General features: G+C 65.4%; 27 protein-coding genes. 5 read left to right on the top strand and 22 right to left on the bottom strand.

Annotation, left to right across the window (positions count from 1 at the left end; genetic code table 11):
• Nucleotides 1-23: 23 nt before the first annotated feature.
• Nucleotides 24-530, bottom strand: a complete 507-nt coding sequence (locus RBB46_RS00205; RefSeq protein ID WP_306026816.1) for a prepilin peptidase — start codon at nt 528-530, stop codon at nt 24-26.
• Nucleotides 531-744: 214 nt separating this feature from the next.
• The gene (locus RBB46_RS00200) at nt 745-924 is read right to left on the bottom strand and encodes a Flp family type IVb pilin (RefSeq protein ID WP_306026815.1); all 180 of its coding nucleotides are present in this window, start codon (nt 922-924) and stop codon (nt 745-747) included.
• 416 nt (nt 925-1340) lie between these two features.
• On the opposite strand from RBB46_RS00200, the gene RBB46_RS00195 reads away from it, so the two are divergent.
• The 3 genes from RBB46_RS00195 (at nt 1341) to RBB46_RS00185 (ending at nt 3087) form a co-directional block, all read left to right on the top strand.
• Entirely contained in the window at nt 1341-1814 is a 474-nt protein-coding gene (locus RBB46_RS00195; protein WP_306026814.1) for a pilus assembly protein N-terminal domain-containing protein, read from the top strand.
• A gap of 83 nt (nt 1815-1897) precedes the next feature.
• Nucleotides 1898-2470 (top strand): TadE/TadG family type IV pilus assembly protein, encoded by a 573-nt coding sequence (locus tag RBB46_RS00190; protein ID WP_306026813.1) that lies wholly within the window; start codon nt 1898-1900, stop codon nt 2468-2470.
• A gap of 2 nt (nt 2471-2472) precedes the next feature.
• Complete coding sequence (locus tag RBB46_RS00185; RefSeq protein WP_306026812.1) at nt 2473-3087, top strand: TadE/TadG family type IV pilus assembly protein; 615 nt, start codon at nt 2473-2475, stop codon at nt 3085-3087.
• A gap of 39 nt (nt 3088-3126) precedes the next feature.
• On the opposite strand, the gene RBB46_RS00180 is transcribed toward RBB46_RS00185, so the two are convergent.
• Entirely contained in the window at nt 3127-4215 is a 1089-nt protein-coding gene (locus tag RBB46_RS00180) for a phosphate/phosphite/phosphonate ABC transporter substrate-binding protein (RefSeq protein ID WP_306026811.1), read from the bottom strand.
• A 158-nt stretch (nt 4216-4373) separates the two neighbouring features.
• Between RBB46_RS00180 and RBB46_RS00175 the strand changes: the two genes are divergently transcribed.
• Nucleotides 4374-4991, top strand: a complete 618-nt coding sequence (locus RBB46_RS00175) for an HAD family phosphatase (protein WP_306026810.1) — start codon at nt 4374-4376, stop codon at nt 4989-4991.
• Nucleotides 4992-4995: 4 nt separating this feature from the next.
• Here RBB46_RS00175 and RBB46_RS00170 read toward each other — a convergent pair whose 3' ends face one another.
• The 19 genes from RBB46_RS00170 to RBB46_RS00080 all read right to left on the bottom strand — a co-directional run bounded on the left by RBB46_RS00170 (nt 4996) and on the right by RBB46_RS00080 (nt 23846).
• The gene (locus RBB46_RS00170) at nt 4996-6030 is read right to left on the bottom strand and encodes a histone deacetylase family protein (protein ID WP_306026809.1); all 1035 of its coding nucleotides are present in this window, start codon (nt 6028-6030) and stop codon (nt 4996-4998) included.
• Complete coding sequence (locus tag RBB46_RS00165) at nt 6027-7058, bottom strand: aldose epimerase family protein (protein ID WP_306026808.1); 1032 nt, start codon at nt 7056-7058, stop codon at nt 6027-6029. The genes RBB46_RS00170 and RBB46_RS00165 overlap by 4 nt, the downstream gene beginning before the upstream one ends.
• A gap of 90 nt (nt 7059-7148) precedes the next feature.
• Nucleotides 7149-7661, bottom strand: coding sequence for a TIGR02281 family clan AA aspartic protease (locus RBB46_RS00160; protein ID WP_306026807.1), 513 nt, complete (start codon nt 7659-7661; stop codon nt 7149-7151).
• 159 nt (nt 7662-7820) lie between these two features.
• On the bottom strand, nt 7821-8744 hold the full coding sequence (locus RBB46_RS00155) for a ribokinase (RefSeq protein ID WP_306026806.1): 924 nt from the start codon (nt 8742-8744) through the stop codon (nt 7821-7823).
• Between the two features lie 72 nt (nt 8745-8816).
• The gene (locus RBB46_RS00150) at nt 8817-9605 is read right to left on the bottom strand and encodes an SDR family NAD(P)-dependent oxidoreductase (protein ID WP_306026805.1); all 789 of its coding nucleotides are present in this window, start codon (nt 9603-9605) and stop codon (nt 8817-8819) included.
• Nucleotides 9606-9730: 125 nt separating this feature from the next.
• Nucleotides 9731-10360, bottom strand: a complete 630-nt coding sequence (gene upp, locus RBB46_RS00145; RefSeq protein ID WP_306026804.1) for a uracil phosphoribosyltransferase — start codon at nt 10358-10360, stop codon at nt 9731-9733.
• 131 nt (nt 10361-10491) lie between these two features.
• Nucleotides 10492-11511: an adenosine deaminase gene (locus RBB46_RS00140; protein WP_306026803.1), complete on the bottom strand. Its 1020-nt coding sequence runs from the start codon at nt 11509-11511 to the stop codon at nt 10492-10494.
• A 6-nt stretch (nt 11512-11517) separates the two neighbouring features.
• A complete protein-coding gene (locus tag RBB46_RS00135) occupies nt 11518-12381 on the bottom strand; it encodes a phytanoyl-CoA dioxygenase family protein (RefSeq protein WP_306026802.1) in 864 nt (287 codons plus the stop codon).
• A 104-nt stretch (nt 12382-12485) separates the two neighbouring features.
• Entirely contained in the window at nt 12486-13706 is a 1221-nt protein-coding gene (locus tag RBB46_RS00130) for a phosphopentomutase (RefSeq protein ID WP_306026801.1), read from the bottom strand.
• Nucleotides 13707-13790: 84 nt separating this feature from the next.
• Nucleotides 13791-15113, bottom strand: a complete 1323-nt coding sequence (gene deoA / locus RBB46_RS00125; protein WP_306026800.1) for a thymidine phosphorylase — start codon at nt 15111-15113, stop codon at nt 13791-13793.
• 4 nt (nt 15114-15117) lie between these two features.
• The gene (gene deoC / locus RBB46_RS00120) at nt 15118-15894 is read right to left on the bottom strand and encodes a deoxyribose-phosphate aldolase (RefSeq protein WP_306026799.1); all 777 of its coding nucleotides are present in this window, start codon (nt 15892-15894) and stop codon (nt 15118-15120) included.
• Complete coding sequence (locus tag RBB46_RS00115; protein ID WP_306026798.1) at nt 15887-16699, bottom strand: purine-nucleoside phosphorylase; 813 nt, start codon at nt 16697-16699, stop codon at nt 15887-15889. The genes deoC and RBB46_RS00115 overlap by 8 nt, the downstream gene beginning before the upstream one ends.
• Nucleotides 16696-17106, bottom strand: coding sequence for a cytidine deaminase (gene cdd / locus RBB46_RS00110; protein WP_306026797.1), 411 nt, complete (start codon nt 17104-17106; stop codon nt 16696-16698). The genes RBB46_RS00115 and cdd overlap by 4 nt, the downstream gene beginning before the upstream one ends.
• 42 nt (nt 17107-17148) lie before the next feature.
• Nucleotides 17149-18117 carry an ABC transporter permease gene (locus RBB46_RS00105; protein ID WP_306026796.1) on the bottom strand — a complete coding sequence of 323 codons (969 nt, stop codon included), beginning with the start codon at nt 18115-18117 and terminating at the stop codon, nt 17149-17151.
• A 14-nt stretch (nt 18118-18131) separates the two neighbouring features.
• Nucleotides 18132-19238 (bottom strand): ABC transporter permease, encoded by a 1107-nt coding sequence (locus tag RBB46_RS00100; protein WP_306026795.1) that lies wholly within the window; start codon nt 19236-19238, stop codon nt 18132-18134.
• A complete protein-coding gene (locus RBB46_RS00095; protein ID WP_306026794.1) occupies nt 19235-20773 on the bottom strand; it encodes an ABC transporter ATP-binding protein in 1539 nt (512 codons plus the stop codon). Before RBB46_RS00095 ends, RBB46_RS00100 begins: the two co-directional genes overlap by 4 nt.
• Complete coding sequence (locus tag RBB46_RS00090) at nt 20770-21762, bottom strand: BMP family ABC transporter substrate-binding protein (RefSeq protein ID WP_306026793.1); 993 nt, start codon at nt 21760-21762, stop codon at nt 20770-20772. Before RBB46_RS00090 ends, RBB46_RS00095 begins: the two co-directional genes overlap by 4 nt.
• A 76-nt stretch (nt 21763-21838) precedes the next feature.
• On the bottom strand, nt 21839-22831 hold the full coding sequence (locus RBB46_RS00085; protein ID WP_306026792.1) for a BMP family protein: 993 nt from the start codon (nt 22829-22831) through the stop codon (nt 21839-21841).
• A gap of 37 nt (nt 22832-22868) precedes the next feature.
• Nucleotides 22869-23846 (bottom strand): sugar-binding transcriptional regulator, encoded by a 978-nt coding sequence (locus RBB46_RS00080; RefSeq protein WP_306026791.1) that lies wholly within the window; start codon nt 23844-23846, stop codon nt 22869-22871.
• Between the two features lie 606 nt (nt 23847-24452).
• Between RBB46_RS00080 and RBB46_RS00075 the strand changes: the two genes are divergently transcribed.
• Nucleotides 24453-25307, top strand: a complete 855-nt coding sequence (locus RBB46_RS00075; RefSeq protein WP_306026790.1) for a DUF1194 domain-containing protein — start codon at nt 24453-24455, stop codon at nt 25305-25307.
• Nucleotides 25308-25401: the final 94 nt, after the last annotated feature.

Below are 25401 nucleotides of genomic sequence, written 5' to 3'. Positions count from 1 at the left end.
GCGCCGAGAGCCCGTCTATCGCCTTACAGCAGGGCGCGGAACCAGATCGAATGGGGATAGACGTGAAGGGCGGCCACGGCGATGGCAATGCCATAGGGGATGCCGTTCCGCCCGTCATGCAGTCGGGCAATCCATTCGGCCCTGTAGACGAAGGCCGGAAGCAGGACGATGGACCGGAAGTAAAGAACGGCAAGGGTCAGCACGGCGCCGTAGACACTGGCAATCAGCAGGAAATCGCCGAGCGCCGGCGTCAGGCCGAACCAGAGGGCGATTGCCGTCATCATCTTGGCGTCACCGCCGCCCATCCAGCCGAGAGCGAAGAATGTGATGCCCACGGCAAGGGCGATGCCGGCCGCGGCGACATGAAACCCGACTGCCGCGGGAGCAAGGCCGACGGCAGGCGCCAGTACGGCGAAGCCGGCAACAAGAAGAAGCGATACCCGGTTGGGAATGGTCATGGTGAACAGGTCGGACGCGCCGGCAAAGGCCACCAGGCACGGAAACACAACCAGAAGCGCGGCCTCGATCATGTATCACCCTTCCCATTTTCGCCATTGCCGATCGTCAGGCTGGAGGATCGGCCATCTCTGCCCTTGTAGGCCCAACCCCTTAAGGGCCGGTTGACGCCCGCGCCCCCGGAACGGCACCCAAACGGAAACGGGCGGCTCCCGCCGCCCGCATCAGGCGCTTTCACGCGTCCCGGCATTGCTGCCGGGACACCCGGTGAAAGCGGTACAGCCGACCTTACTGGGAGGCGGCGGTGTTCAGCTCGGTAGCAACGCGGGTGAACATCGCGGTGATCGAACCACCAGCAGCCGTGATCGCGGCAATGATGGCGACGCCGATCAGACCTGCAATCAGGCCATACTCGATGGCGGTCGCACCAGATTCGTCGTTCGCGAAACGAGCAAAGAGATTCTTCATGGGTTGGCTCCTAACTTTCACTTGTTTTGTCTGCACCATCTCGCCGACCTGTTTTTATTCGGTCGTTCGAAGATGAAGTCACTATAGGCAGCACACCTTGCCACAAAGTTAAATTCCATGACCCACGCCAACAACCTCCCATCGAGAAGAAGTATAGTTAATACATAGGAAATACATTTCCAAAGATCTTAACCATGATCCCCGCCGAGGGTTCCACTGGCCGACCCGATCTCTCTCGCCAATCCGGTGAGCGGTTGTCGCACCTCTGCAACCGGGCCGGCGCCAAACCGGCCAGGGACCTGCGCCGGTCATGTTAACGATGCTCGCAAAACGCCCCCGGCAGCAGAGCGTGTTAGGTCTTCCTTCACCAATATCCTTCACGCTCGGGTAGGAATTTCTCCGAGGAGCACAGATCGATGCCGCATATTCGCGATCTTCTTCGCGCCCCGATGCTGGCGGTTCTCATGACCGCCCTGGCCGGCGCCGCCATTGCCGAGGAAACCGGCGTTCACGTCATGACCGACCGCGCCAAGGTGTTCCGCATCGATGCGCCTGCCGACACCGTCATCGTCGGCAATCCGGCAATCGCCGACGTCACCATGTATGACCGCCAGACGGTGGTGGTGACGGGCAAGCTCTATGGCACGACAAACCTCGTCATCCTCGACAAGGACGGCGAGCCGATCATCGACGAGGTGATCACCGTCGGCGCCGTGACCGGCGATGTCATCACCGTGCAGCGCAAGTTGGCGCGTTCGACCTATTCCTGCTCACCTTCCTGCGAGCCCGTACTCCGGGTCGGCGACAGCGAGGCCGGCTACGAATTGCTGACCAAGCAGTCGACCCAGCGTAACGACATGTCGGAAAAGGCCGCCGGCGCGACGAACTGATGCCGGCGCGGTCGCCGCGCCCGCAACCCTCCGAACCGCTTTGTTGAACCCCGCATGCCCTGTCACAAGCGAGTGCCCAACTGATGCTGAAGCAGCAAAAAACCCGTCGTTTCGCGCGGTTGCGCCCGATCCGCGCGGTTCTGCGCAACAAGGAAGGAACGACGGCGATCGAATTCGGGTTCGTCGCCATTCCCTTCCTCATGCTTCTGTTCGGGACGATCGAGATCGGTCTTGCCTTCTTCGCGGACCAGGTTCTCAGCAACGCGGTGCTCGACGCCGCCCGCACGATCCGCACGGGCCAGGCGCACGCACAAGGATTTGATGCAGGCAAGTTCAAGGAATCGATGCTTGAGCGCCTTTCGGGCTTTCCGATCACTTCGGATCGCCTGACCATCGATGTCGAACGCATCAACAATTTCTCGGGTTACTCGTCCAAGCCGCTGATCAAGGATGGCGATGTCACCTCCGATATCGGCTACAACCACGGCGAAGCGGGCGAGATCATCATCGTGCGGGCCCTGTATCGCTGGCCGATGTTCACCTCGATGATGAAGACCAATTACGGCGATCTGTCCTCGGGCGACCGCCTCCTGGTCGCGACAACGGTGTTCCGCAACGAGCCCTTCCCCTGGTCCACGCAGCAGGCGAGCAACTGACGATGTATCAGGCCAATCCGAAAGACACGCGCGGCGTGCCGAGCCGTATCCTGCGGCGCGCGGCAACCCGCCTGACACTGGCGCTGGCGCGTGACCGAAAGGGCGTTGCCGCGGTGGAGTTCGCCCTCGTTCTGCCCTTCATGCTGGTGCTCTTCCTCGGCATGAACGAGTTGAATTCCGCCCTCACGCTCGATCGCAAGGTCAGCCAGGCTGCAAGTTCGGTCGCCGACCTTGTCGCGCAGGCTGACAAACTGAAAACCTCCGAGGTCAACGACCTGATGAAACTGTCCAGGGCAGTGCTCGATCCGTATCCGGAGGGCGAGTTGAAGCTGGTGGTGGCCAGTGTCTGGATCAAGGAGAAGGACCAGCCGCGCGTGGTCTGGAGCCGGGCGATGAACACCAGCCAGTGGGGCTCCAACACCGCTCCCCCGATCGAAATACCGGCGGAACTGGCGAAGCAGAAGGACAGCTATCTGATCGTCACCCATGCAGAGTACAATCACAGGCCGGCCTTCGCAAATGTTCTCAAGGATGTCTTCAACACCACGACGATCGGGCTGAGCGATACCTATTTCATGCGGCCGCGCGTGAGCACCAGCGTCGAGTGCTGCAACTAGGGTCGGTCCTACATCCGCGCTGAAACAGGCCTTCACGCGCTACCTGGGCGGGGAGAGCGGGCGCAGCCTCCCGGCCGGAGCACCGTCCTGCCCGTCGAATGTCGCCAGCACCGGCGCATAATCCTGCGCCTCGACTGGCACAAAGCCGAAGGGCGAAATGGCGCGCGCCGCCTCGAAGCCCCCCTCCCCCTCCGCCGTTTCCGACAAGAGCTCCACGATCGCCGCACGGATCGGCTCCGGCAGCGTATCGCGCGCCGCATGCGCGGCGTTGGGAATGGGCGGCGACGCCCACAGGATCCGCAGCGATGCGGCCGCGCCGTCACGCTCGAAAATATCCCGGAGCGTGCCGCGCGAGTATCCCTCTGCCACATCGCCCCGCAGGGATGACCAGCCAAAGGAAACGTCGGCATCGCCGCGCCGCACGGCGTCGGCCGCCGCCAGCGGATCGGCATGGGCCACGAGTGCGGCAAGATCGCGTTCGGCGTCCAGCCCTTCCGCCGCAAGCGCTGCCAGCGGAACCCGCCGCGCACCGGTCGATTGCAGCGGCCCTGTCGCGACACGGGCCCCAGCCAGATCGGCAAGCCGCTGCAGCGGGCTGTCCCGGGCAACCAGCGCCACCGCATGCCACCCGGCCGACCCGTCCCCGGCGCGCGGCGAGAGCAGCGGCACCAGACAGCCGCACATGCGCTGCGCCTGGGCATAGGCGGATGCCGACAGCGGCGCGTAGTCGACCTCGCCGGCAACGAGTGCGCGCTGCAGCCGCGACAGGTCGCGATAGGCGACCAGCAGTACGGGCAGCCGCAACCCGCGCTCCAGCGCCTCGCGGAACGGCGCCGCGCGGTCGAAGTCGCCAGCCGCAGGATCGAGCACCAGCCCGACGCGCAATTGCGGCAAGAGCGCAAGACGAGCCGGATCGAAAGGCGTACCGGCGAGCGACGACGTTCCCTCATCCGGTGTTGCAACTTCGCCGGTCCAGGGAACGTGCGCGGCCGGCTCATCTCCTCCACCAAAGTCTCCAGCCTCGGCGTCCGGTGCCTGGGCACGCGCACCGCCTGCAACTCCCGCTGCCAGCATGAACAGCACAATCAGCGCCAGCGACAGCGCCAACAACCGGACACCCGCCGTCACAATCACGCCATGAGCTGGCGGGAAAACGGATTGAAAGTCTCGCCACATCGCACTTGCCGCTTGCCCGGCGCGGTTTCCTCGCGCCAGTTTCTCCATCATGCCCTCGTTACGGGGCCCTCGTCTTCGGGTCGGTTCGACTCATCCCTTCAGGAGCCATCATGCCACGCAGCCCCGACACGGTCGTCTTCGATATCGGAAACGTGCTGATCCAATGGGATCCGCGCCTTCTTTATCGCGAGTTCTTCGGCAACGAGGAGCATGCAGACCGGTTTCTGGCAGAGGTCCTGCCGCCTGAATGGAACCTGGAGCAGGACCGGGGTCGCAGTTTCTCCGAGGCCATTGCCGAGGCGATCGCGCGCCACCCCGACCAGGAAGAGCCGATCCGTGCCTGGGATACCCGCTGGCATGAAATGGTGCCCGGCGAAGTTCCGGGCAGTGTCGCCATTCTCAAGGCACTGAAGGCAGCAGGCGTGCCGCTCTATGCAATCACCAACTTCTCACGCGAGAAATTCGCCGAATGTCGCGAGCGGTTTCCCTTCCTCGCCGAGGACTTCATCGACGTGGTGGTCTCCGCCCATGAGGGCCTGATCAAGCCGGACCGGCGCATCTACGAGGTGCTGTTCGCGCGCAACGACCTCGACCCAGGGCAGACCGTGTTCATCGACGACAGCCCGGCCAATGTCGAGGCGGCACGCGACATCGGGATGCATGCAATCCACTTCACCGGCGCCGAACCTCTCGAGCGCGCGCTGCGCGACCTCGGTTTCGTCTTCTGAGGCTTCAGCTGCCCGCCTCGAAACCGGCCAGCACATTGACGCAATTGACGCCAAGCGCCTCGACGGCATAGCCCCCTTCCATGACGAAGACGGTGGGCAGGCCGGCGGCCGCGAGACGTGCACCCATGCGGGTGAAGTCGTCACTTGTGAGGCGGAAGCGCGAGATCGGATCCTGCTCATAGGGATCCAGGCCGAGCGAGACGACCAGCGTGTCCGGGTTGTACTGCGCAACGCGCGCAAGGCTTGCCTCGAGCGCCCGGGACCATGCGTCCCAGTCGGCCCCCAGTTCCAGCGGATAGTTGGCGGTGAAACCGGCTCCCTCGCCCGTGCCGGTTTCGGCGGCATGGCCGAGGAAGTAGGGATATTCCTCGCGCGGGTCGGCGTGGACGGACAGGAACAGGACGTCCGAACGCTCGTAGAAGATCGCCTGCGTGCCATTTCCGTGGTGGTAGTCGACGTCAAGCAGCGCGACGCGCTCGGCGCCGGCATCGCGCAACCATTGTGCCGCGATCGCCGCATTGTTGAGGAAGCAGTAGCCGCCGTAATAATCGGCCGCGGCGTGGTGTCCGGGCGGACGGCAAAGCGCAAAGGCGGCGCGCTCGCCGCCGGCAACCAGGCGCGCTGCGGTCAGTGCGGAATTGGCACTCGCGCGCGCGGCCGCGAATGTGTGTTCCCCCATCGGGGTCCCGGCATCGAAGGAATAGCGCCCGAGCAACCCGTCGATGTGATCGGGAACGGGATCGATGTTCAGCCCGCGCACGGGCCAGACGAAGGGAAACGCCTCGCCGGAGCGGCCGGCATTGGTCCAACGGGTCCAGAAGCTCTCCAGGAAAGCGAGATAATCGGCATCATGGACGCGCGCCAACGGCTCCATGCCGAAATCCTCCGGTTCGAGGATTTCGCCAAGGCCGCGCGCCAGCACCGCGTCGCGGACCATTTCGGCGCGGGCCGGAATCTCCACGGCCGGTTTCAGGGTGCCATCGGAAATCTCGTGCCTGGGATCGTGGGCAAGTTGGCCGGCGGAAAAAACAGTCTTCATGACGGGCGGATCTCTTGTCCTGGCAGGGTGGAGAAGCGGTATTCGGTGATCTGGCGATAGCGCTCGCCGGGCCGCAAGACGGCATCGGCGAAACCGGCATGGTTCGGGCTGTCCGGCCATCGCTGCGGCTCCAGGCAAAGCCCGGCGCGCGCGCCATAGTGACGGCCCGACAGGCCGGGGCATGGTACCGCAAGCTTGTAGCCATCGTAGAATTGCAGTCCTGGCTCGGTGGTCAAGAGCTCCATGACAAGGCCCGACAAAGGCCCGGTCAGCCGGGCAACCGGGCGAGGATCTTCCACCGCTGCCCGTGCCAGGCAGAAATTGTGGTCATAGGCCGTGGTGACCTCGTCGCCGGCAGCGCCGATGGCGCGTGGCACTCGGAAATCGAAAGGCGTTCCCGCAACGGGGCGGATCTCGCCGGTCGGGATCGCATCGTCGGTGACGGGGAGATAGGCCTCGGCTTCCATCGCCAGGTGGTGGCCGAGAATGTCCGGGGTGCCGTCGAGATTGAAATAGCTGTGCGCGGCCAGGTTCACAAGCGTCGCCTTGTCCGTCTCGGCGCTCAAGGTGATGCGAAAGCAGGCATCCGTGTCGATCTCGTAGCGGCAACGCACCTCGACCCGGCCCGGATAGCCGGCATCGCCGTCCGGCGACACCAGCATCAGCTCTACATGGGTGGCGCCATGGTCGGCTAGCGACCAGAGGCGTTTGCCGAACCCCGCCATCCCGCCATGCAGGTGATGACGACCGGCTTCGTTGAGGTCGAGTACATGCTCCTTGCCCTCGAGATGGAAGCGCCCGCCGCCAATCCGGTTGGCGTTGCGGCCGGCAACGGCGCCGAAATAGGGGGAATGTGCGAGATAGTCGTCAAAACTGTCGAAACCGAGCACGACGCCGCGCCCGGCGAACCGGAGATCGCGGATTGCCGCGCCATAGGTGAGGATTTCCGCCGAGAGATCACCGCGGGCAATCCCGATACAGCGGACCGGCGCGCCGTCAGAAAGCGCGCCGAAGAGCCTTTCGCCCATGAAATGACGTGTCCCGTAGCAACGCAGGCGATGAACACCGCCTCGTCCGGAACCTTACAACGGGACCTCGCCCGAAATCACCTGTCGTGATTACTGTATCAACCGCATCGTGCCGGAACGAATGTCCACCTTGGCAAGGCGCCCGAGCACCGACATGCCGATCAGCGGGATTTCCAGCGCGCCGTCGGGCATCACCAGCGCCTCGACATTGGCAAGCCGGATGCTGCCGAGACGCAGCTCACGCAGTTGCACCTGCGCTGCCATGACGACGCCATTGGCGGTACTGACGCGAACCTTGTAGGCGGAGGCCGGCGGCGCCAGACCCGACAGTCGCGCCACCTCGGCGGGAATGGCAAGCGCCGATGCGCCGGTATCGATGAGAGAGTTCACGGGTCGGCCGTTGATATGGGCGCTGACTTCGTAATGCCCGCCGCGTCCGGCCTTGAGCACCAGCGTGCGCGGGCCGGATGACCTTTCCGGTTTCTCGGGCGTTTCGCGCGCCGCGGCCACGACCGTGCTGGTGGCGAGATATTGCCGCGCGAGATCGGGTACGAAGGCCGCAGCGACGATGGCGGCAACGGCAATGATGATGTAGCGCGCCATGGTTCCTGTTCCCGGCTGCCTGTTGCGACCGGGCAAGCATGCCTCAGCAGGCCCTAGCAAGGGGTGAACTGTCCGGGAAAGCTTCAAAAAGGGTTTCCGGAAGGTTGCCAGGCAGGCAAAAAAGCGGCCCACCGCCCTCGGCCGGCGCCATGTTTCGCTTCAACCCGCGATACTCTCGCATTCGAGCGTGTCGGCAAGAGTCGCAATTGCCCGGTCATCGGGTGAAGAGGATTGCGCTCCGCTCGCCTTGCAAGCAAGCGCACCGGCCGCGGTGCCCTCGCACAGCGCCCGCTCGATATCCGCTCCGCGGTCAAGGGCGGCGGCCAGCGCTCCGACAAAGGCATCGCCCGCGCCGGTCGTATCCACCACCTCGACAGAGGGCGCGGCAACCCGCCAGCGCTGCTCGCCTTGCTGCGCAACGAGACCACGTGCGCCCAGCGTGATGACGGCAAGACGGCGCCCCCCGGCAAGTGCCGCGCAATGGGCTTCGGGCACAACGGATTCCGAGCCCTCAAGCGCCGCCGCGAGTTCGGCCGCCTCACCCGCGTTGGCGACGAGAACATCGACATCGCCCACCAGACCGGCAAGCTCTCCCGCCCCGGACGGTGCCGCGTTGAGCAGGATCCGCGCTCCGCACAGGCGCGCGCGGCCGATGGCTTCCGCGATCGGACCGGCGCTCAGCTCCCGTTGCAGGACAAGCAGGTCTCCGCGCGCCAGCCGCCCGTCGAGCCACTCGGCGACCACGCGTGCGTTGACGCCGCTCGCGCACATGATCAGGTTTTCGCCCCTGCCATCGACGCCGATCATGGCGATGCCGGTTGTGCCATCGAGATGGCGCACACCGGAAAGGTCGACACCGGCGCGCTCGAGATTGACGAGCGCGGCTTCGGCGTGGGCGTCCTGCCCGACTGCGCCGATCATCCGCACGCTGGCCCCGGCCCGCGCCGCGGCGAGCGCCTGATTGGCGCCCTTGCCGCCCGGAAACGACTGGTGATCCGGCCCGACAACGGTCTCGCCGGGCGCCGGCAGGCGCGGCAGGGAAACGACAAGGTCGAGATTGATGGAACCGAAAACGGTGATCACGAAAGGCCTCCGGTCGTGCGGGCTTTCAGTCTTTCACAGGAACACCGGAAAAGCACTCGCGGGTCCTGCCACTCAGACCCAGCCACCATCCACGATATAGGTCTGGTTGGTGCAGGCCGACGCCTCTGCGGATGCAAAAAACAGGACCACACGGGCGACGTCGGCCGGCACCAGTTTCCGTTTCAGGCACTGGCGCTGCATGATCTCGCGCTCGCCCTCCTCGTCGAGCCAGAGCTCGATTTGGCGATCGGTCATTATCCAGCCCGGCGCGATGCAGTTGGCGCGAATGTTGTCCGGCCCGAGATCACGGGCGAGCGAGCGGGTCAGCCCGACAATCGCCGACTTGGCCGCCGTGTAGCCGGCCATGCCGCCCTGCCCGATCATCCAGGAGATCGAGCCCATGTTGATGATGGTGCCGCCGCCAAGCGCGCGCATGTCCCCCGCCACGGCCTGGGCGCAGAAGAACTGATGCTTCAGATTGACAGCCATGCGGCTGTCCCAGTACTCCGGCGTCACCTCCTCCAGACGATGGCGTTCGTCATGAGCGGCGTTGTTGACGAGGATCGAGATCGGGCCCAGCGCCTCGCGGATCGCGCCAATGGCAGCGCGTGTCGCCTCGATGTCGGAGAGATCAGCCGTTGCGAAGCGGACGCTGGCACCCTCGGCGGAAAGCTCGGCAACAAGACGTTCCGAGTTCTGTGTGTCGATGTCGAGAAACCCGACCCGCGAGCCCTGGCGCGCGAAGTGGCGGACGATCTCGGCGCCGATCCCTCCCCCACCGCCGGTGACCAGCACGGTCCGCTCGCGCAGGTCCGGATAGGTCGCTCCACTCCCGAGCCCCAGTTCTCCGCCTGAGCCCATGTTTCAACCTCCCGCGATGGCGTTTCCCGGCTGGTTGCCAGAGAAGTCAGTCTTTTTAATTCGGATACCAAAAAAATAAAAGGCCACCGCGCCTTCCCTTCCGCATCCGCCGACCCGTCATCTGCTCACTTGGTGCCATACATCCGGTCGCCAGCGTCTCCAAGGCCCGGAATGATATAGCCCTTCTCGTTCAGCCGCTCATCAACCGCAGCGGTGAAAATCGGCACGTCGGGATGGGCGCTGTTGAACTTGGCGATGCCTTCAGGCGCGGCGAGAAGGCACAGAAAGCGGAGCTCGTTGGCGCCGCGCTCCTTCAGCCTTTGGACGGCGGCAATGGCGGAATTGGCCGTGGCCAGCATCGGGTCGACGACGACGACGAGACGCTCGGCAAGGTCCTCCGGCGCCTTGAAATAATACTCGACCGGCTCCAGCGTCTTGGGATCCCGGTACAGCCCGATATGGGCGACGCGGGCCGCCGGCACGAGTTCAAGCATGCCTTCCAGCAGACCGTTGCCGGCGCGCAGAACGGAGGCGAAGACCAGCTTCTTGCCCTCGATGACCGGGGCCGCCATCGGCTGCAGCGGCGTCTCGATCTGCATCGTGGTGATCGGCAGGTCGCGCGTCACCTCGTAGGTGAGCAGCACGGAGATCTCGCGCAGCAGGCGGCGAAACCCTTGCGTCGACGTTTCCTTCATCCGCATGTGGGTGAGCTTGTGCTGCACCAGCGGGTGATCGATCACGGTTGCTCCGCTCATTGTCTCGCGCCTTTCATCCTTGCCGTCGCCGAACCTTTCCGCCCGACCTTTTCAGTCTCATAGATCAAGCCGGGCCAAAGCGGAACCGCCGGGAGGCCGGAAGCCATGCCTGGTCCACCGTCACGCCACGCTCAACTTTCGTTCCTGGCCGCAACATGCGCCTCGAGCCGCCCGGCAAGGCGCCCGCGCGTCTCCCCGTCGCAAAAGGCGGCAGCGATGGCATCTCGGGTCATGGCAAGTTGCACGTCCTCGCTCCAGCCGAAGGTTGCCGCGCAGCTTCGGTATTCGTGGCCGAGCGTCGTGCCGAAAAAAGGAGGATCATCTGAGTTGAGCGTGATCCGGCAACCAGCCCGGCGCAACAGATTGACCGGATGGAAGCGCAGCGTCGAATAAAGGCCAAGCGCCAGGTTCGAACCGGGACAGACCTCGAGCACGATGCCATCCTCCGCGATGCGCTCCACCACTGCCCTGTCCTCGATGGCGCGCACGCCGTGGCCGATACGCGTGACGCGCAGGAAGTCGAGGGCAGCGGTGACGCTCTCGGGACCGGCGAACTCTCCGGCATGGGCTGTCAGACCAAGCCCTGCCTCGCCCGCCATGCGGAAGGCGCGTGCGAAATTCGCCGGATGGCCCTCGCGCTCGTCACCCGCCAGACCAAAACCCGTGACCAGCGGATGCGGATGCGCGATCACCTGCGCCGCGACCTGCTCGACCGCACGCGCGCCGAAATGGCGAACCCCGACAGCGATCATGCGCGCCTCGATACCGCTTTCCACTTGCGCGCGCCCGATACCTTCCGCAAGCCCCGCAACGTAATCGGGATAGGAAAGCCCGGCGGCGGCGGCATGATCGGGCGAGATGGTCAGTTCCGCGTAGATCGTCCCTTCGGCGGCCAGAGAACGCAGATAGGTTTCCGACAGGAGTGCAAAGTCCTGTGGCGTGCGGAAGACGCTGCTGGCCCGGTCATAGGCGGATAGAAATCCGGCGAAATCGTCCCACTCGTAGGACCCGTCCTCGCCGAACAGGTCCTCAAGGTCGATGCGGTGCCGCTTGGCGAGCCGGCGGACGAGGTCGCCGGACGCCGCGCCTTCCACATGGACATGCAGTTCCGCCTTGGGAACAACGGACCTTGCGGGTGAGGTGTTCGCCATAGGTCCTCAAAAACCCCGCATCGGATTTTCAGGGGCCCGCAGGAGCCAATTGTCGGGCGACCAGCGCGCGGCCCCATCGACCAGGTGCAGGGCATAGGCATGGCGGGAGCGCGGCGAACGGTTGGGGGCGGATCGGTGCGGCACCAGCCCGTGCAGGACCACGAGCGTCCCTTTCGGCGCCACCAGCGGCACGTCTCCGGCAAGGGGCGTCTCGTCGAGGCGGTCCATCACCAGCGCCTCGCCGTCATAATGAAAACGCTGGCGCAGTGGCCCCTTGTGACCGCCTGGCCCGCCGAGCAGGCCGCCATTGGTCTCGTCGGCATCCTCCAGCGCGAACCAAAAGCCGGTACAGGACAGCGGCTCCGTGTGCAGGAAGGTCGAATCCTGGTGGCAATTGACCTCGCCGCCGATTTCCGGCGGCTTGAAGATATACATGGACTGGGCCAAGCGCGGCTCGGCGATGCCCAGATCGCGGGCAGTGCGCGACAGCCTTGGATCGCGGGAAAACCGCTCGAAGACGGGATCGAGATCGTGCAGCGCATGGCCGACCTTGTTCAGCGCCGCGTGTTTCGGCCGGGTCAGCCGTCCGTTGCCGTCGAAGGCCTCCTCCTCGAAGAAGAAACGGATCTTGTCGCCGCTTTCGCGAAAATACCTGTCGCGGGCGTGACTTTGCGCGCCGGTCTCGAAAACGGATGCGTTCTGGCTAGGGTCGAAGGCCCCGATCAACTCGTCCATCCGGGCGCGCAAAGCATCGCATTCGGCGGCGCGTTTGTAGCCGGTGAGGACGAGGAACCCATCCTCCTCATAGGCACGCGTCATCTCGGCGGTGAGGGCGCCATCGGCGGGGGCGGGAAAGGACCGTGCGGTCATGCGCGTCTCCAGTTCGGGACATCTGCCGAGCGAGTCGTTGGCGATCACTCTAGCGGGATGACGGAGCGCGCTCCAGTTCGACGCTACCCTCCGCACCCCAAGGATCAGAGGAAGGACGTGCCATGTCGTCCAGGGGCAAGACCGAGATGGGCGGCCACGCTCTCGCCGATGTCCGCGAAACTGGTGCGTACGCCAATGTCGAGCGGCGAGCCACCCTTGAGGAGACCGATCACCGGCACCCGCTCACGGGTGTGGTCCGTTCCCTTCCAGGTCGGGTCGCAACCGTGGTCGGCGGTGAGCACCAGCAGATCCCCATCGCGCAGGTGCGCAAGCAGTTCCGGCAGGCGCCGGTCGAGCGCCTCGAGCGCCGCCGCATAACCGGCAACGTCGCGGCGATGGCCGTAAAGACTGTCGAAGTCGATGTAATTGGCGAAGACGAGATCGCCGTCGCCCGCATCTTCCATCGCCTCCAGCGTGCGGTCGAAAAGCGCATTGTTTCCGGCTGCCTTCAGCACCTTCGAAATGCCCTGGTGAGCGAAAATGTCCGAGATTTTGCCGACCGTCAGGGTCTTGCCCCCGTTCGCCACGACACGGTCGAGCAGCGTCGGTTCCGGCGGCAGCACAGAGTAGTCGCGCCGGTTGGGAGTGCGTTCGAAGCTTGCCGCATCCTTCCCGGCAAAGGGACGGGCGATGACACGGCCGATATTGTAGGGATCGACCAGGTCGCGCACGATCTCGCAGAGGCTATAAAGCCGCTCCAGTCCGAAATGCTCCTCATGCGCGGCAATCTGGAACACGGAATCGCCGCTTGTGTAGCAGATCGGCTTGCCGGTGCGCAGATGCTCCTCGCCGAGTTCGGCGATGATCACCGTGCCCGAGGCGTGACAGTCGCCCAGAATACCCGGCACTCCCCCTTCACGCATGATCGCCTGGGTCAGTTCGCTCGGAAAGCTGGGCACCGTGTCCGGAAAATACCCCCACTCGAAGGAAACCGGCACACCGGCGATTTCCCAGTGGCCTGACGGCGTGTCCTTGCCGCGCGAGGTTTCGCTTGCGGCGCCGTGAATGCCGATCGGCTCGATGGACGCATCCATGCCGGCCGGCACTGCGCCGGCGGCGAGTTTGGCCGCGCGAGCAAGGCCGAGCGCGGTCATGTTGGGCAGGGTAAGCGGACCGGCGCGCAGGCCCTCCCGGTCGCCTTGCCCGCGCATGCAGGCGCTCGCGATGTGGCCGAGCGTGTTCGAGCCTTCGTCGCCGAAGCGCGCGGCATCCGGCGCCCCGCCGATACCGAAACTGTCCAAGACGCACAGGATCGCGCGTGCCATGAGGTTTCCCCGTTTGTCGTTGCCGGGCGGTTGTCTCCCGCCCCGTTGCAGTCCCGAAAACCCGGTTCCCGATCCGGGCCGCCGTCAGGCAGACGGCGCGATACGCTCCACGACGACGGGCCGATCCTCTACGTCGCGCGGCGAGCCGAGCCGATAGGCGGCGCGCACCGCTTCGCTTGCCCTTCGCGCCGACGCCTCGTCCGCGGCGTGGACGATGGCAAGCGGAGCGTCGCTGTCGACGGAGTGGCCTATGCCGGCAAGATGCACCAGCCCTACCGCCGGATCGATCACGTCGCTGGCCCGGCGGCGCCCGCCGCCAAGCTCGACGACGGCAACACCGATGGCGCGCGCGTCGACGCCGACGACAGTGCCGGGCTCCTGCGGATAGACCGGCAGTTCCACCGGCGCGGCAGCGAGATAGCCTTCCGCCTTTTCAACGAAGTCCGCCGGACCGCCGAGGGCCGAAACCATCTTGGCGAACCGCTCGGCCGCCGCGCCGCTGGAGAAGGCCTCGCGCATTTTCTCCGCCCCCTCCTCGGCATGAGCGCAAATCCCGCCAAGAACGAGTGCTTCGGCGCCGAGCGCCACCGTGACATCGAACAGACGGTTGTCGATCGCACGTCCGGTCAGGAAGTCGACGGCATTGCGCATCTCGACCGCATTGCCGGCGGCGGAGGCGAGCGGCTCGTTCATGTCGGTGAGCAACGCGCTCGTGCGGCAGCCGGCGCCATTGGCGACCGTCACCAGGCTTTCTGCCAGTGCCCTTGCCTGTTCCAGCGTCGCCATGAACGCGCCCGTACCCCACTTCACATCGAGAACGAGACCCTGCAGGCCCGCGGCGAGCTTCTTCGACAGGATCGAGGCGGTGATAAGGTCGAGACTTTCGACGGTGCCCGTCACATCGCGAATGCCGTAGAAACGCTTGTCGGCCGGCGCGAGATCAGGTGTCTGGCCGATCACGGCGCAGCCAACCTCGCGCACCACCTTGCGGAACAGCGCATTGTCGGGCTGCGTCCTGTAACCGGGGATTGCGTCGAACTTGTCGAGCGTGCCGCCGGTATGGCCAAGGCCGCGGCCGGAAATCATCGGCACGGCCGCACCACAGGCGGCCAGCGCCGGCGCCAGCATCAGGGAGACATTGTCGCCGACACCGCCGGTCGAGTGCTTGTCGAGGACCGGCGCGTCGATGTCGGACCAGTCGAGCACGGCGCCGCTATCGCGCATTGCCAGCGTCAGCGCGACACGCTCATCCAGCGACAGCCCGCGGAAGAACACGGCCATGGCAAGCGCCGCCACCTGCCCTTCGGAGACGCTGTCGTCGGTCAGCCCCTTGACGAAGAAGGCGATCTCTTCGGCGCTCAGCGTGCCGCCGTCGCGCTTCCTGCGAATGAGTTCCTGTGCAAGCATCACATCAGTATCCTTTGGCGGTCGTCTGCTCGCGCCCGTCGAGCGCGGCAAGCAGGGCATCGAGCAAGCCGCTCGCGCCAAAGCGGAAATGCGCCGCCGAGACCCAGTTGGCGCCCAACAGCCGGTCGGCGAGCATCAGATAGGCCGCCGCGTCGTCGAGCGTGCGGATGCCACCGGCAGGCTTGAAACCCACCTCGCGCCCTCCTTCCCGGCGCAGTTCCTCGATGATCGTCAGCATGATCTCGGCCGCCTCCAGCGTGGCGTTGACCTTGACCTTGCCGGTCGAGGTCTTGATGAAATCGGCACCGGCGGCGATCGCGACGTTCGAGGCGGCGTGGATCAGAAGCGGGTCGCCGATCTCCCCCGTTTCCAGGATCACCTTGAGCAGCGCCTCGCCGCACACGGCCCTGACCCGGCGGATCTGCTCCTCGGCAAATCCCCTGCGCCCGGCAACGAAGGCGCGGTAGGGCATGACCAGATCGATCTCGTCGGCACCGTCGGCGATTGCCACCTTCGTCTCGGCGACGACGGCGAGCGTGTCATCGCCGCCTTGCGGAAAATTGACGACGGTTGCGACGTTCACGCCGGTTCCGGCCAGCAGGCTCGCCGCCTGCACCACGTGCCGCGGCCAGATGCAAACGGCGGCAACGCTTCCATGCGGCGTCACCGCCCGGGCGCACAGCGCGTCGATGTCGGCCGTGGTGCAGGCATCGTCGAGATTGGTGAGATCGACCAGCGGCAGGGCGCGCCGGGCGACCTCTGCAGGTGCCATGTCAGTCATTTGCAAGGTCCTTGACGAAGCGGCGGATCAACCGCTTCAGCGCGTCGACCGCCTTCAGCGCGGTCGACTTGGTTTCATCGTGGGACAGGCCGTGTGCCTGCATGCCGGCACCGTAGTTGGTGATGGTCGAGATCGCGGCAACCCGCAAACCCAGGTAGCGGGCGAGGATCACCTCCGGCACCGTCGACATGCCGACCGCGTCTGCGCCGAGCGCCTTGGCCATGCGGATTTCGGCCGGCGTCTCGAAAGAGGGACCGGAAAACCACATGTAGACACCCTCGCCAAGCGGGATCTTCTCCTCCTCGGCCAGGGCGCGCAACCGCGCTCTCAGGTCCGGGTCGTAGGCCGCGCTCATGTCGAGAAAACGCTTGTCGCTTTCCTCTCCGATCAGCGGATTGAGTCCCGACCAGTTGATGTGGTCGCAGATCAGCATCGGCGTTCCGGGCGCGAAGTCCTCACGCAAGGACCCGGCCGCGTTGGTCAGGAGAACCGTGTCGCAGCCCAGCGCCTTCAGCGTCTCGACCGGCGTGCGCATCACGTCCGCACCGCCGCCCTCATAGTAGTGAGCCCGTCCCGACAGCACGACAACCGGAACCCCGGCAAGCGTGCCGGCGACCAGTTCGCTGCCATGGGACGAGACGGATGAAACGGGAAAGCCGGACAGCTTGGAGTAGGGTACCCACACCGCATCCTCGATCTCGTCGGCCAACTGGCCGAGCCCGGAGCCGAGCACCATGCCGAGACGATAGTTCCCCGGGCGCGCCGCACGCACCAGTTCCGCACATTCAGGTCCGTAGCCGCTCATCGGTTTCTATCCTCGTCCTTCAAAACAAACCGTGCCGGCAGAAGTTCCGCCAATGTCAGGGTTTGACGCAGTCCCTTGGTGTCGCAGACATGAACAGGCGTCTCATCGCTTGCGAATTCGGCGAGCCGCTGGCGGCATCCCCCGCAGGGCGTGCAAAGCACCGCATCCGCGGTCACCACCACCTCGACGACATCGCCCGGCCGCCCTCCGGCAGAGACCATCGCGCCAAGTGCGCTTGTCTCTGCGCACCAACCTTCCGGGAAGCTTGCGTTCTCTACGTTGCAGCCGGCAAAGATGTTGCCGTCTCGGGTCAGGATGGCCGCCCCGACGGCAAAACCGGAATAGCAGGCATGGGCATTGGCCCGGGCCGCGCCGGCGGCGGCGAAGAGGTCATCGAAGCGGGACATGGGATCCTCGGTTTGCAGCGAGCGGGCGGCCGGTGGGTCCGGTCAGCCGCGTTCCTTCACATAGGCGACACCGCCGGCCCTGGGCGGCACCGCCTTGCCGATGAAGCCAGCAAGCAGGATGACGGTGAGAATATAGGGCAACGCCTGGATCGCCTGGACCGGCACTTCCCCGATGCCCGGCACTTGCTGGCCCTGCAGGCGGATGGCGACGGCGTCAAGAAAGCCGAACAGCAGGCAGGCGAACATCACCGGCACCGGTTTCCACTTGGCGAAGATCAGCGCGGCAAGGGCGATGAAACCCTTTCCGGCGGTCATGTTGGAGATGAAACCGGCCGACTGGGCGATGGCGAGATAGGAGCCGGCCAGACCGCACAGGATACCGGTGCAGATCACCGCGCGGTAACGCAGCCAGGCAACGGAGATACCGGCGGTGTCGACGGCGGCAGGGTTCTCGCCAACGGCGCGCAGGCGCAGCCCGAAACGCGTGCGGAACAGCACCCACCAGGAAAACGGCACGGCCAGGAAGGCCGCGTAGACCAGAATGTTGTGCCCCGACAGGAGCTCGGAATAAAGGCCGCCCAGCACGGGCACATCCCGCAGGCTTTCGGCAAAGGGCCAGACGAGATTGGCGAAGCGAGCGTCGCCCGAGACCGGCGGGGTGCGGCCGCCCTGGCTGAACCAGGCCTGCCCGAGCAGGGCGGTCAGCCCCATGGCGAGGAAGTTGATGGCAACGCCGGAGACGATCTGGTTGCCGCGATGGGTGATGCAGGCAAACCCGTGCACCAGGGCAAGCGCGACGGACAGGAGAATGCCGGCGGCAAGGCCGAGCCAGGCGGATCCGGTCACGGCGGCGGCGGCACCGGCGGCAAAAGCCGCGCCAAGCATCTTGCCCTCAAGACCGATGTCGAAGACGCCCGAGCGTTCCGAATAAAGGCCCGCGAGAGCCGCGAGAAGCAACGGCGTGGACAGCCGCACGGTGCTGTCGAGGATGAGGATCAACGTGTCGAACATGCGCGCGCTCCCACTCAGGCCGGGGTGCCGGCAGGGGCTGACAGCACCCCGAAGACGCGCAAAAGCGCCGGACGGAACATGTGCTCGAGCGCACCGGCGAACAGGATCACCAGTCCCTGGATGACGACGATCATGTCGCGGGTGATGGCGGGCATCTCGAAGGCGAGTTCGGCGCCACCCTGATAGAGCATGCCAAACAGGATCGCGGCGAAAACGATGCCGACAGGATGGGCGCGTCCCATCAGCGCCACCGCGATACCGACGAAACCATATCCCGAGACGAATTCGATCAGCAGCCGGTGCTGCGAGCCCATGATCTCGTTGATTGCCATCATGCCCGCAAGACCGCCGGAGATGAGCATGGTGACAACGGTGATGCGCACCGGCGAAATGCCGGCATAGACGGCCGCCGTCTGATTGGCGCCGAAGGTGCGGATCTCGTAGCCGAGCCGCGTGCGCCAGACGAGCACCCAGACAAAGAGGCAGGCGGCGAGCGCCAGCAGGAAGGAGAAGTTGACCGGGGCCGAGCCGAAGTCGGTGAAGGGCAGGACGTCCTGCAGCAGCGGCAGGCGGCCGCCGTCCTCGAATGTGCGGGTCTCCGGCTGCATCGAGCCGGGTTTCGACATCACGTTGACCAGCAGGTAGACCATGAGTGAGGCGGCGATGAAGTTGAACATGATCGTGGTGATGACCACGTGGCTGCCGCGCTTCGCCTGCAGAACCGCCGGGATGAAGGCCCAGGCGGCGCCAAAGGCCGCCGCGCCCGCGACGGCGAAAGGCAGCGTCACCCACCAGGGCACGTAGCGATCAAGGGCCAGGCAGGCGAGCGCCACACCGAGCCCTCCTAGATAGGCCTGCCCTTCTCCGCCGATATTGAACAGCCCCGCATGGAAGGCGATGGCGACCGCAAGGCCGGTAAAGATGAAGTTGGTGGCGTAGAACAGGGTGAAGCCGATGCCCTCGTTCCAGCCGAGCGAGCCCCAGACCAGCACCTTGACCGCCTCGATCGGGTTCTCCCCGATCAGCAGCACGACAAGACCGGAGACGATGAAGGCCGCCGCCACATTGATGGCCGGCATCAGGATGTAGTCGGCCCAGCGCGGAAGTTGTCCTGCCGTCATTCCGCCGCCTCCTGTCCGGCCGCGCCGGCCATCAGCAGGCCGAGTTCGCTGTCCTCGGTCTCCGGCGCCCGTTCGCCGACCACCCGGCCGTCGAACATCACCAGGACCCGGTCGGCAAGCGCCCGGATCTCGTCCAGTTCGACGGACACGAGCAGCACGCCCTTGCCTGCATCGCGAAGGGCCACCAGCCGCTTGTGAATGAACTCGATCGCACCGATATCGACACCGCGCGTCGGCTGGCCGACGAGCAGGATCACCGGATCACGCTCGATCTCGCGGGCCAGCACAATCTTCTGCTGGTTGCCGCCGGAGAAGTTGGCGGTCTTGAGCATGCATTGAGGCGGGCGAATGTCGTATTTTTCGATCTTCTCGCGCGCCGCCGTGCGGATCGCGTCATAGTCAAGGAAGGCTCCCCGCCCGTAGGCCGGGTCGTGGTGATAGCCAAGGATGGCGTTCTCGCATTCGGGGAAGCGCGTCACCAGCCCCATGCGATGGCGGTCTTCCGGCACATGGGCAAGGCCAAGCCGGCGCATGCGCGCCGCGTCCACCTCCGTGGCGGCCAGATCAATACGGGTGCCGTCGACGGTAACGGATCCGGAGCGCACCTTGCGGATGCCGGCGATCGCCTCAAGCAATTGCGACTGGCCGTTGCCGGAAACGCCGGCGATGCCGACGATTTCCCCGGCACGCACCTCGAGCGAGACGTCGCGCACGACGTCGACACCCCGCCCGTCGCGCACCGTCAGCCCCTCCACCTGCAGCACCGGCCGCCCCGGCGTCGCCGGCCCCTTGGCCACTTCGAGCAGCACGCGCCGCCCCACCATCAGTTCCGCCAGTTCGCCCATCGACGTCTTCTGCGTCTTTCGCGTTGCGACGATCTCGCCGCGGCGCATCACCGACACATGGTCGGTCGCCGCCATGATCTCGCGCAGCTTGTGGGTGATGAGCAGGACGGTCTTGCCTTCGTCACGCAGCACCCGAAGGATGCGGAAGAGATGATCCGCTTCCGCCGGGGTCAGCACTCCGGTGGGTTCGTCGAGGATCAGGATGTCGGCTCCGCGGAACAGTGCCTTGAGGATCTCCACCCGTTGCTGCAGGCCGACGGGCAGGTCGCCGATCACCGCATCGGGGTCGACCTTCAGGTCGTAATCGGCGGCCAGACGCTTGAGTTCGGCCCGCGCACGTGACACGCCGCCGGCCAGGACCGGACCGCCTTCCGCGCCCAGAATGACGTTTTCAAGCACCGTGAAATTCTCCACCAGCATGAAATGCTGATGGACCATGCCGATGCCGAGCGCGATGGCGGCCTGGCTGCCGGCGATCGAGACCGCCTTGCCGTCGACACGTATCTCGCCGCCGTCCGCGTGATAGAAGCCGTAGAGGATCGACATCAGCGTCGACTTGCCGGCGCCGTTCTCGCCGACGATGCCGTGGATCGACCCTTTGCGGACCTTCAGGTCAATGTTCTTGTTTGCATGGACCGGGCCGAAACGCTTGTCGATGCCGACAAGCTCGATCGCGAGTTCTTCACTCATAGCGGGCACTCCCCATCGCTCGCCGCATCGTGAACCTGGATCCGCCCTTCCGAGATCGCCGTTTCGGCGGCACGGGCAGCCGCCTCCATGGCCGGCGTCACGAGCTTCCGGTTGTCAGCATCGATGACCCAGTCCATGCCACCCTCGGCAAGGCCGAGCACCTGGACGTCGGCAGACCACTTGCCGTCTCGGGCATCGGAGAAATTGCGGTGAACGGCGACGTCGACGCGCTTGCGAATGGAGGTAAGAACCTTCCCCGGGTGCAGGCCGTTCTGGTTGCTGTCGGTTCCGATGCCGAGCTTGCCGGCATCGGCGACCGCTTGCAGCACACCGATGCCCGTGCCCCCGGCCGCCTGGATCACCACGTCGGCGCCCCTGGCAATCTGCGAGCGTGCGAGTTCCGCACCGCGCGCGGGATCTGCAAACGCCGCAGGCGTGTCCCCGGCCATGTTGAAAAGGACGCGCGTGTCCGCAGAGATGGAAGCCGCGCCCTGCCGGTAGCCGCAAAGGAAACGGCGGATGATGGGAATGTCCATGCCGCCGACGAAACCGATGGTGCCGGTTTGCGAGGCCATCGCCGCCAGAAGACCGGCGATATAGGCGCCTTCATGCTCGCGGAAAACGACGGAGCGCACGTTCGGCGCCTCGACCACCATGTCGACGATGGAGAAACTGGTCTGCGGGTAGTCTTTCGCCGCGGCATCGACGGCCGAGGCCTGGTTGAAACCAATGGCAACAACGGGCGAAAGGCCACGGGCAGCGAAGCTTCTCAGCGCCTGCAGACTGTCGGCGTCGCGGGCAATCTCGAAGTCGCGATAGCTCTCGCCGGTCTCCTTGGCGAAGCGCTCGGCGCCGCGCCAGGCCGCCTCGTTGAAGGAACCGTCGAAACGGCCGCCGACAGAATAGACCAGGGCCGGCTCGGCCACCGCCGCCGACGACAGGATAGCGGCAAGGACAAGGCCTGCAAGGAGACAAGGAGAACGCGTCATCGCCGGCATCCCAAGGTGCGCGTCGAAAGAGGCCGGAGCCGCGGCTTGCCGCTGCGGCTCCGGCCGGTTGGCCCGATCAGTAGGGGCAGTCTTCCGTGGCCATGTAGTCATGCACGGCGATCTTGCCGGAGACGATGTCGGCCCTGGCCTGATCGACCGCCGCCTTCATCTCGTCGGAGATCAGCGGCTTGTTGTGCTCGTCGAGCGCCCAGTCGACACCGCCCTCGGCAAGGCCGAGCGTGTAGAAGCCGGATGTCCAGTTGCCGTCCTTGGCGTCCTTGAAGGCCGTCTCGACGGCAACATCGACCCGCTTCAGCATCGAGGTCAGCACCTTGCCGGGATGAACGCCGTTCTGGTTGCTGTCCACGCCGATGCCGAGCGCACCGGAATCGGCCGCAGTCTGCAGCACGCCGAGGCCGGTTCCGCCGGCGGCGTGGTAGATCACGTCGGCACCCTTGTCGATCTGCGACTTGGCCAGTTCGCCGCCCTTGACGGGATCGTTCCAGGCCGCGCCAGTCGAGCCGGTCATGTTCTCGAAGATCTCGGCGTCGGAATTGGTTTCCTTGACGCCCTGCTTGTAGCCGCAGGCGAACTTGCGGATCAGCGGGATGTCCATGCCGCCGACAAACCCGACCTTGCCAGTCTTCGATGCCATCGCGGCGAGCTTGCCGACGATGTAGGAGCCTTCATGTTCCTTGAACAGGATCGAGCGGACGTTCGGCAGGTCGACGACCATGTCGACAATGGCGAACTTGGTATCCGGGAACTCCTTGGCGACCTTCTCCAGCGCATTCGCGTGGGAAAAGCCGATCGCGACCACCGGATTGGCACCGCGGCGCGCGAAGTTGCGCAGCGCCTGCTCGCGCTGGCTGTCATTCTGGATCTCGAAATCGCGATACTCGATACCAGTGTCGGCCTTGAACTTCTCCGCGCCGGTATAGGCCGCCTCGTTGAACGACTTGTCGAACTTGCCGCCGAGATCATAGACGACCGCCGGCTGGAATTCCTGCGCCAGCGCCGTGCCGGACAGGAAAGCCGCCGCGGCGACGCCAAGAATGAAACGCTTCATCACCACACTCACCTCCACCTGTTGTCGCCCGCCGGCTTCATGCCGATCGGGCCTGTCTTGTCCCCTCCGCCGAGGCCAGGGCGCGGCCCAGGCTTTCATCGACGATCAGGTCCGTGATCAGCCCCGCGCGCAGGGCCGCGCGCGTTGCCTCAAGCTTGCCTGAGCCTCCCGCCAGCGCGACCACGCGCGCGCCGCGCACCGCCTCGAACGGCAGGCCGACGGCCTTCTCGCCGAGCTTGGCGGCGACGAGCCGGCCGTCCCGGCCGATGAAGCGCCCCATCAGGTCGCAGACCGCGCCGGTCGCGATCAGGTCGCGCTGCTCCTCGCGCGAGATCAGGTCGCGACGTATCAGATGACCGTCGTCCTCGACCGACCCGATGCCGATGACGAAGAGATCGGACGCGCGGGCGCGCTCCAGCAGGGCCTGAACGCTGCGCTGACCAAGAAACATGTCGCGCTCGGCGGCATCCTCGGCCAGATAGGGCACGGGCAGATAGTACCCCTCGCCGCCCGTGCGTTCGGCCAGTTGCTGGACCACATCGAACGGATTGGCGGAGAGTTTGCGCGTCAGCGATCCCGAGATCGAGACGATGCCGAGATCCGGTCGCTGGATGCGCGGCATCAGGTCGATGGCCGCCTTGAGCGTGCGCCCCATTCCCACACCAAGCTGGGACACCGCGGGATTGGCGAGAAGGTTGGCCAGATGCGGTCCGGCCACCTCGGCGATCGCGCGAATCTCGATATCCGGGTCCTGGCCGCCGATGTCAGGCGCTATCAGGCATGACGCGAGACCGTATTCCCCGGCGAGCGTCGCCTCGATCTCCAGGCAGTCCGAAGGCCGGCCGGCGATCTGGAAGCGAACAAGGCCGGTCTTCTGCGCATGGGCGATCAACCGATGGACCTTGGCCGTGGAAATGCCCAGGCGGGTGGCGATCTCACCCTGCGTGGCGCCGCCCACAAACGACATCCACGCCGCGCGAATGGCCATATCCGTGGTCCAGTCACCCTGCTGCATGATGGCGGCGCATCTCCCGTCCGACGGTCACGACGCAAGAGCGCGCGTCGGTCGCGCGCGCCTCGTCATGACCTGCCCCTCGCCTCCGGCTGAAAATTTCTTCAGCTCTTGGGATTTCTTTCAAGCGAGACTGCATGAGCCTACGCGCAAGGTCAAGCATGTTGGCGCAAGATGGCTGTGCGCGAAAGGCAAGGATGGACGACAGCCCGGCAGAAACTTCCGCAGAGACAGGCAATTTCTGCCGGGTGTTTTTGCAAGTCCGCGGCATTTGCCAAATAAAAGGGCAGTTTGCCGAAAGGAAACGCCCATCCCCCATCCGGAAAAGGTCGCAAGACGACCCGTTTAACCGGCTGATGAAAATCGGCAATCGGGAGGCGCACGAATTGCGGCTCGGCGTTTGTGCCCCGCAGGACCGACCGGGAATGCTGGCAACGGAAGGTTACGCAGCGTCTGGCACGGCTCTTGCTCGTTATTCCGTATCGCCAGAGCGCCGGAAGGGGCCGTGGAAACGCGGTCGGGATCGAGGGAACGGACGCAAGATAAGGCATATCGCGAGGAACGTTGAACAAGGCGGGAGCCCTTCACCGGTTGAAGGAGGTTTCGACCATGCGCGTGCCAGTTCCCCATCCCCGGGCAGGGCGCTTCCTGCCGACCTTCACGAAGGCGGCAGGCGTCGCCCTCACCCTCGCCACCCTGACGGCCGCGTCGGCCGCCCTCTCCGCACCTGCCGGGGCACCCGTCCTGGGATACGGCTATGACCCGGACCGCGAGGTCGATGTCGAGCTCGTGCTTGCCGTCGACATTTCCCAGTCGATGGACCGGGACGAGCAGGAAGTGCAGCGAGCCGGCTACATCGCCGCGATCACCTCGCCCGAGGTTCTCGACGCGATCCGCTACGGCCCGACCGGGCGCATAGCCATTTCCTATCTGGAATGGGGCAGTGCCGGCGAGCAATTCATTGTCGCCGACTGGTCGGTGGTCAGCGATGCGGCGACCGCCGCCGCCTTCGCGGCCAAGATCGCCGAGGCGCCGTTGCGCCACAGCCAGCGCACGTCTATTTCGGCGGCACTGACCCAGGCGGCGACCATGGTCTCGTCCAACGAGTATGAAGGCCTGCGCAAGGTCATCGACATGTCCGGCGACGGGCCCAACAACCAGGGCGGCAAGGTGACCCAGTTCCGCGACAAGGTGATCGCCGCCGGAATCACCATCAACGGATTGCCCCTGATGATGAAATCCGAACGCGACGCGTGGCAGACGATGATGAACCTCGACCACTACTACGAAGATTGCGTCATCGGCGGCCCCGGTCATTTCTCCATCCCCGTGCGCTCCAAGACGCAGTTCGGCGATGCCATTCGCATGAAGCTGGTCCTGGAGATCGCGGGGTTGGCTCCCGGTCGGGCAGGCGTCATGAAGGCTGACGCGCGCAAGCCGATCAATTGCAGCCTTTACGACTGAAGCCGGTTCCGGCCGGGGGCCGGACTGCCGGCGCGAGCGGGGCGGCCGGCAAACTGCGGCTTTCAACCCGCAACGGAAGCGGGTACATCCTGTC

The organism is Stappia sp. MMSF_3263, assembly GCF_030733745.1.
Taxonomy (GTDB): Bacteria; Pseudomonadota; Alphaproteobacteria; order Rhizobiales; family Stappiaceae; genus Stappia.
This window is presented reverse-complemented; position numbering and strand designations above follow the sequence as displayed.

What these genes read in the sequence shown, in the direction of transcription:
- RBB46_RS00100 (WP_306026795.1), bottom strand. Translation starts at nt 19,238, where the DNA reads ATGACGGCAGGACAACTTCCGCGCTGGGCCGACTACATCCTGATGCCG.
- RBB46_RS00105 (WP_306026796.1), bottom strand. Translation starts at nt 18,117, where the DNA reads ATGTTCGACACGTTGATCCTCATCCTCGACAGCACCGTGCGGCTGTCC.
- RBB46_RS00095 (WP_306026794.1), bottom strand. Translation starts at nt 20,773, where the DNA reads ATGAGTGAAGAACTCGCGATCGAGCTTGTCGGCATCGACAAGCGTTTC.
- RBB46_RS00150 (WP_306026805.1), bottom strand. Translation starts at nt 9,605, where the DNA reads ATGGGCTCAGGCGGAGAACTGGGGCTCGGGAGTGGAGCGACCTATCCG.
- RBB46_RS00205 (WP_306026816.1), bottom strand. Translation starts at nt 530, where the DNA reads ATGATCGAGGCCGCGCTTCTGGTTGTGTTTCCGTGCCTGGTGGCCTTT.
- deoC (WP_306026799.1), bottom strand. Translation starts at nt 15,894, where the DNA reads ATGACTGACATGGCACCTGCAGAGGTCGCCCGGCGCGCCCTGCCGCTG.
- RBB46_RS00170 (WP_306026809.1), bottom strand. Translation starts at nt 6,030, where the DNA reads ATGAAGACTGTTTTTTCCGCCGGCCAACTTGCCCACGATCCCAGGCAC.
- RBB46_RS00090 (WP_306026793.1), bottom strand. Translation starts at nt 21,762, where the DNA reads ATGACGCGTTCTCCTTGTCTCCTTGCAGGCCTTGTCCTTGCCGCTATC.
- RBB46_RS00115 (WP_306026798.1), bottom strand. Translation starts at nt 16,699, where the DNA reads ATGAGCGGCTACGGACCTGAATGTGCGGAACTGGTGCGTGCGGCGCGC.
- RBB46_RS00175 (WP_306026810.1), top strand. Translation starts at nt 4,374, where the DNA reads ATGCCACGCAGCCCCGACACGGTCGTCTTCGATATCGGAAACGTGCTG.
- RBB46_RS00140 (WP_306026803.1), bottom strand. Translation starts at nt 11,511, where the DNA reads ATGGCGAACACCTCACCCGCAAGGTCCGTTGTTCCCAAGGCGGAACTG.
- RBB46_RS00165 (WP_306026808.1), bottom strand. Translation starts at nt 7,058, where the DNA reads ATGGGCGAAAGGCTCTTCGGCGCGCTTTCTGACGGCGCGCCGGTCCGC.
- RBB46_RS00130 (WP_306026801.1), bottom strand. Translation starts at nt 13,706, where the DNA reads ATGGCACGCGCGATCCTGTGCGTCTTGGACAGTTTCGGTATCGGCGGG.
- RBB46_RS00190 (WP_306026813.1), top strand. Translation starts at nt 1,898, where the DNA reads ATGCTGAAGCAGCAAAAAACCCGTCGTTTCGCGCGGTTGCGCCCGATC.
- RBB46_RS00185 (WP_306026812.1), top strand. Translation starts at nt 2,473, where the DNA reads ATGTATCAGGCCAATCCGAAAGACACGCGCGGCGTGCCGAGCCGTATC.
- RBB46_RS00135 (WP_306026802.1), bottom strand. Translation starts at nt 12,381, where the DNA reads ATGACCGCACGGTCCTTTCCCGCCCCCGCCGATGGCGCCCTCACCGCC.
- RBB46_RS00075 (WP_306026790.1), top strand. Translation starts at nt 24,453, where the DNA reads ATGCGCGTGCCAGTTCCCCATCCCCGGGCAGGGCGCTTCCTGCCGACC.
- RBB46_RS00080 (WP_306026791.1), bottom strand. Translation starts at nt 23,846, where the DNA reads ATGCAGCAGGGTGACTGGACCACGGATATGGCCATTCGCGCGGCGTGG.
- upp (WP_306026804.1), bottom strand. Translation starts at nt 10,360, where the DNA reads ATGAGCGGAGCAACCGTGATCGATCACCCGCTGGTGCAGCACAAGCTC.
- deoA (WP_306026800.1), bottom strand. Translation starts at nt 15,113, where the DNA reads ATGCTTGCACAGGAACTCATTCGCAGGAAGCGCGACGGCGGCACGCTG.
- RBB46_RS00085 (WP_306026792.1), bottom strand. Translation starts at nt 22,831, where the DNA reads ATGAAGCGTTTCATTCTTGGCGTCGCCGCGGCGGCTTTCCTGTCCGGC.
- RBB46_RS00160 (WP_306026807.1), bottom strand. Translation starts at nt 7,661, where the DNA reads ATGGCGCGCTACATCATCATTGCCGTTGCCGCCATCGTCGCTGCGGCC.
- RBB46_RS00195 (WP_306026814.1), top strand. Translation starts at nt 1,341, where the DNA reads ATGCCGCATATTCGCGATCTTCTTCGCGCCCCGATGCTGGCGGTTCTC.
- RBB46_RS00200 (WP_306026815.1), bottom strand. Translation starts at nt 924, where the DNA reads ATGAAGAATCTCTTTGCTCGTTTCGCGAACGACGAATCTGGTGCGACC.
- cdd (WP_306026797.1), bottom strand. Translation starts at nt 17,106, where the DNA reads ATGTCCCGCTTCGATGACCTCTTCGCCGCCGCCGGCGCGGCCCGGGCC.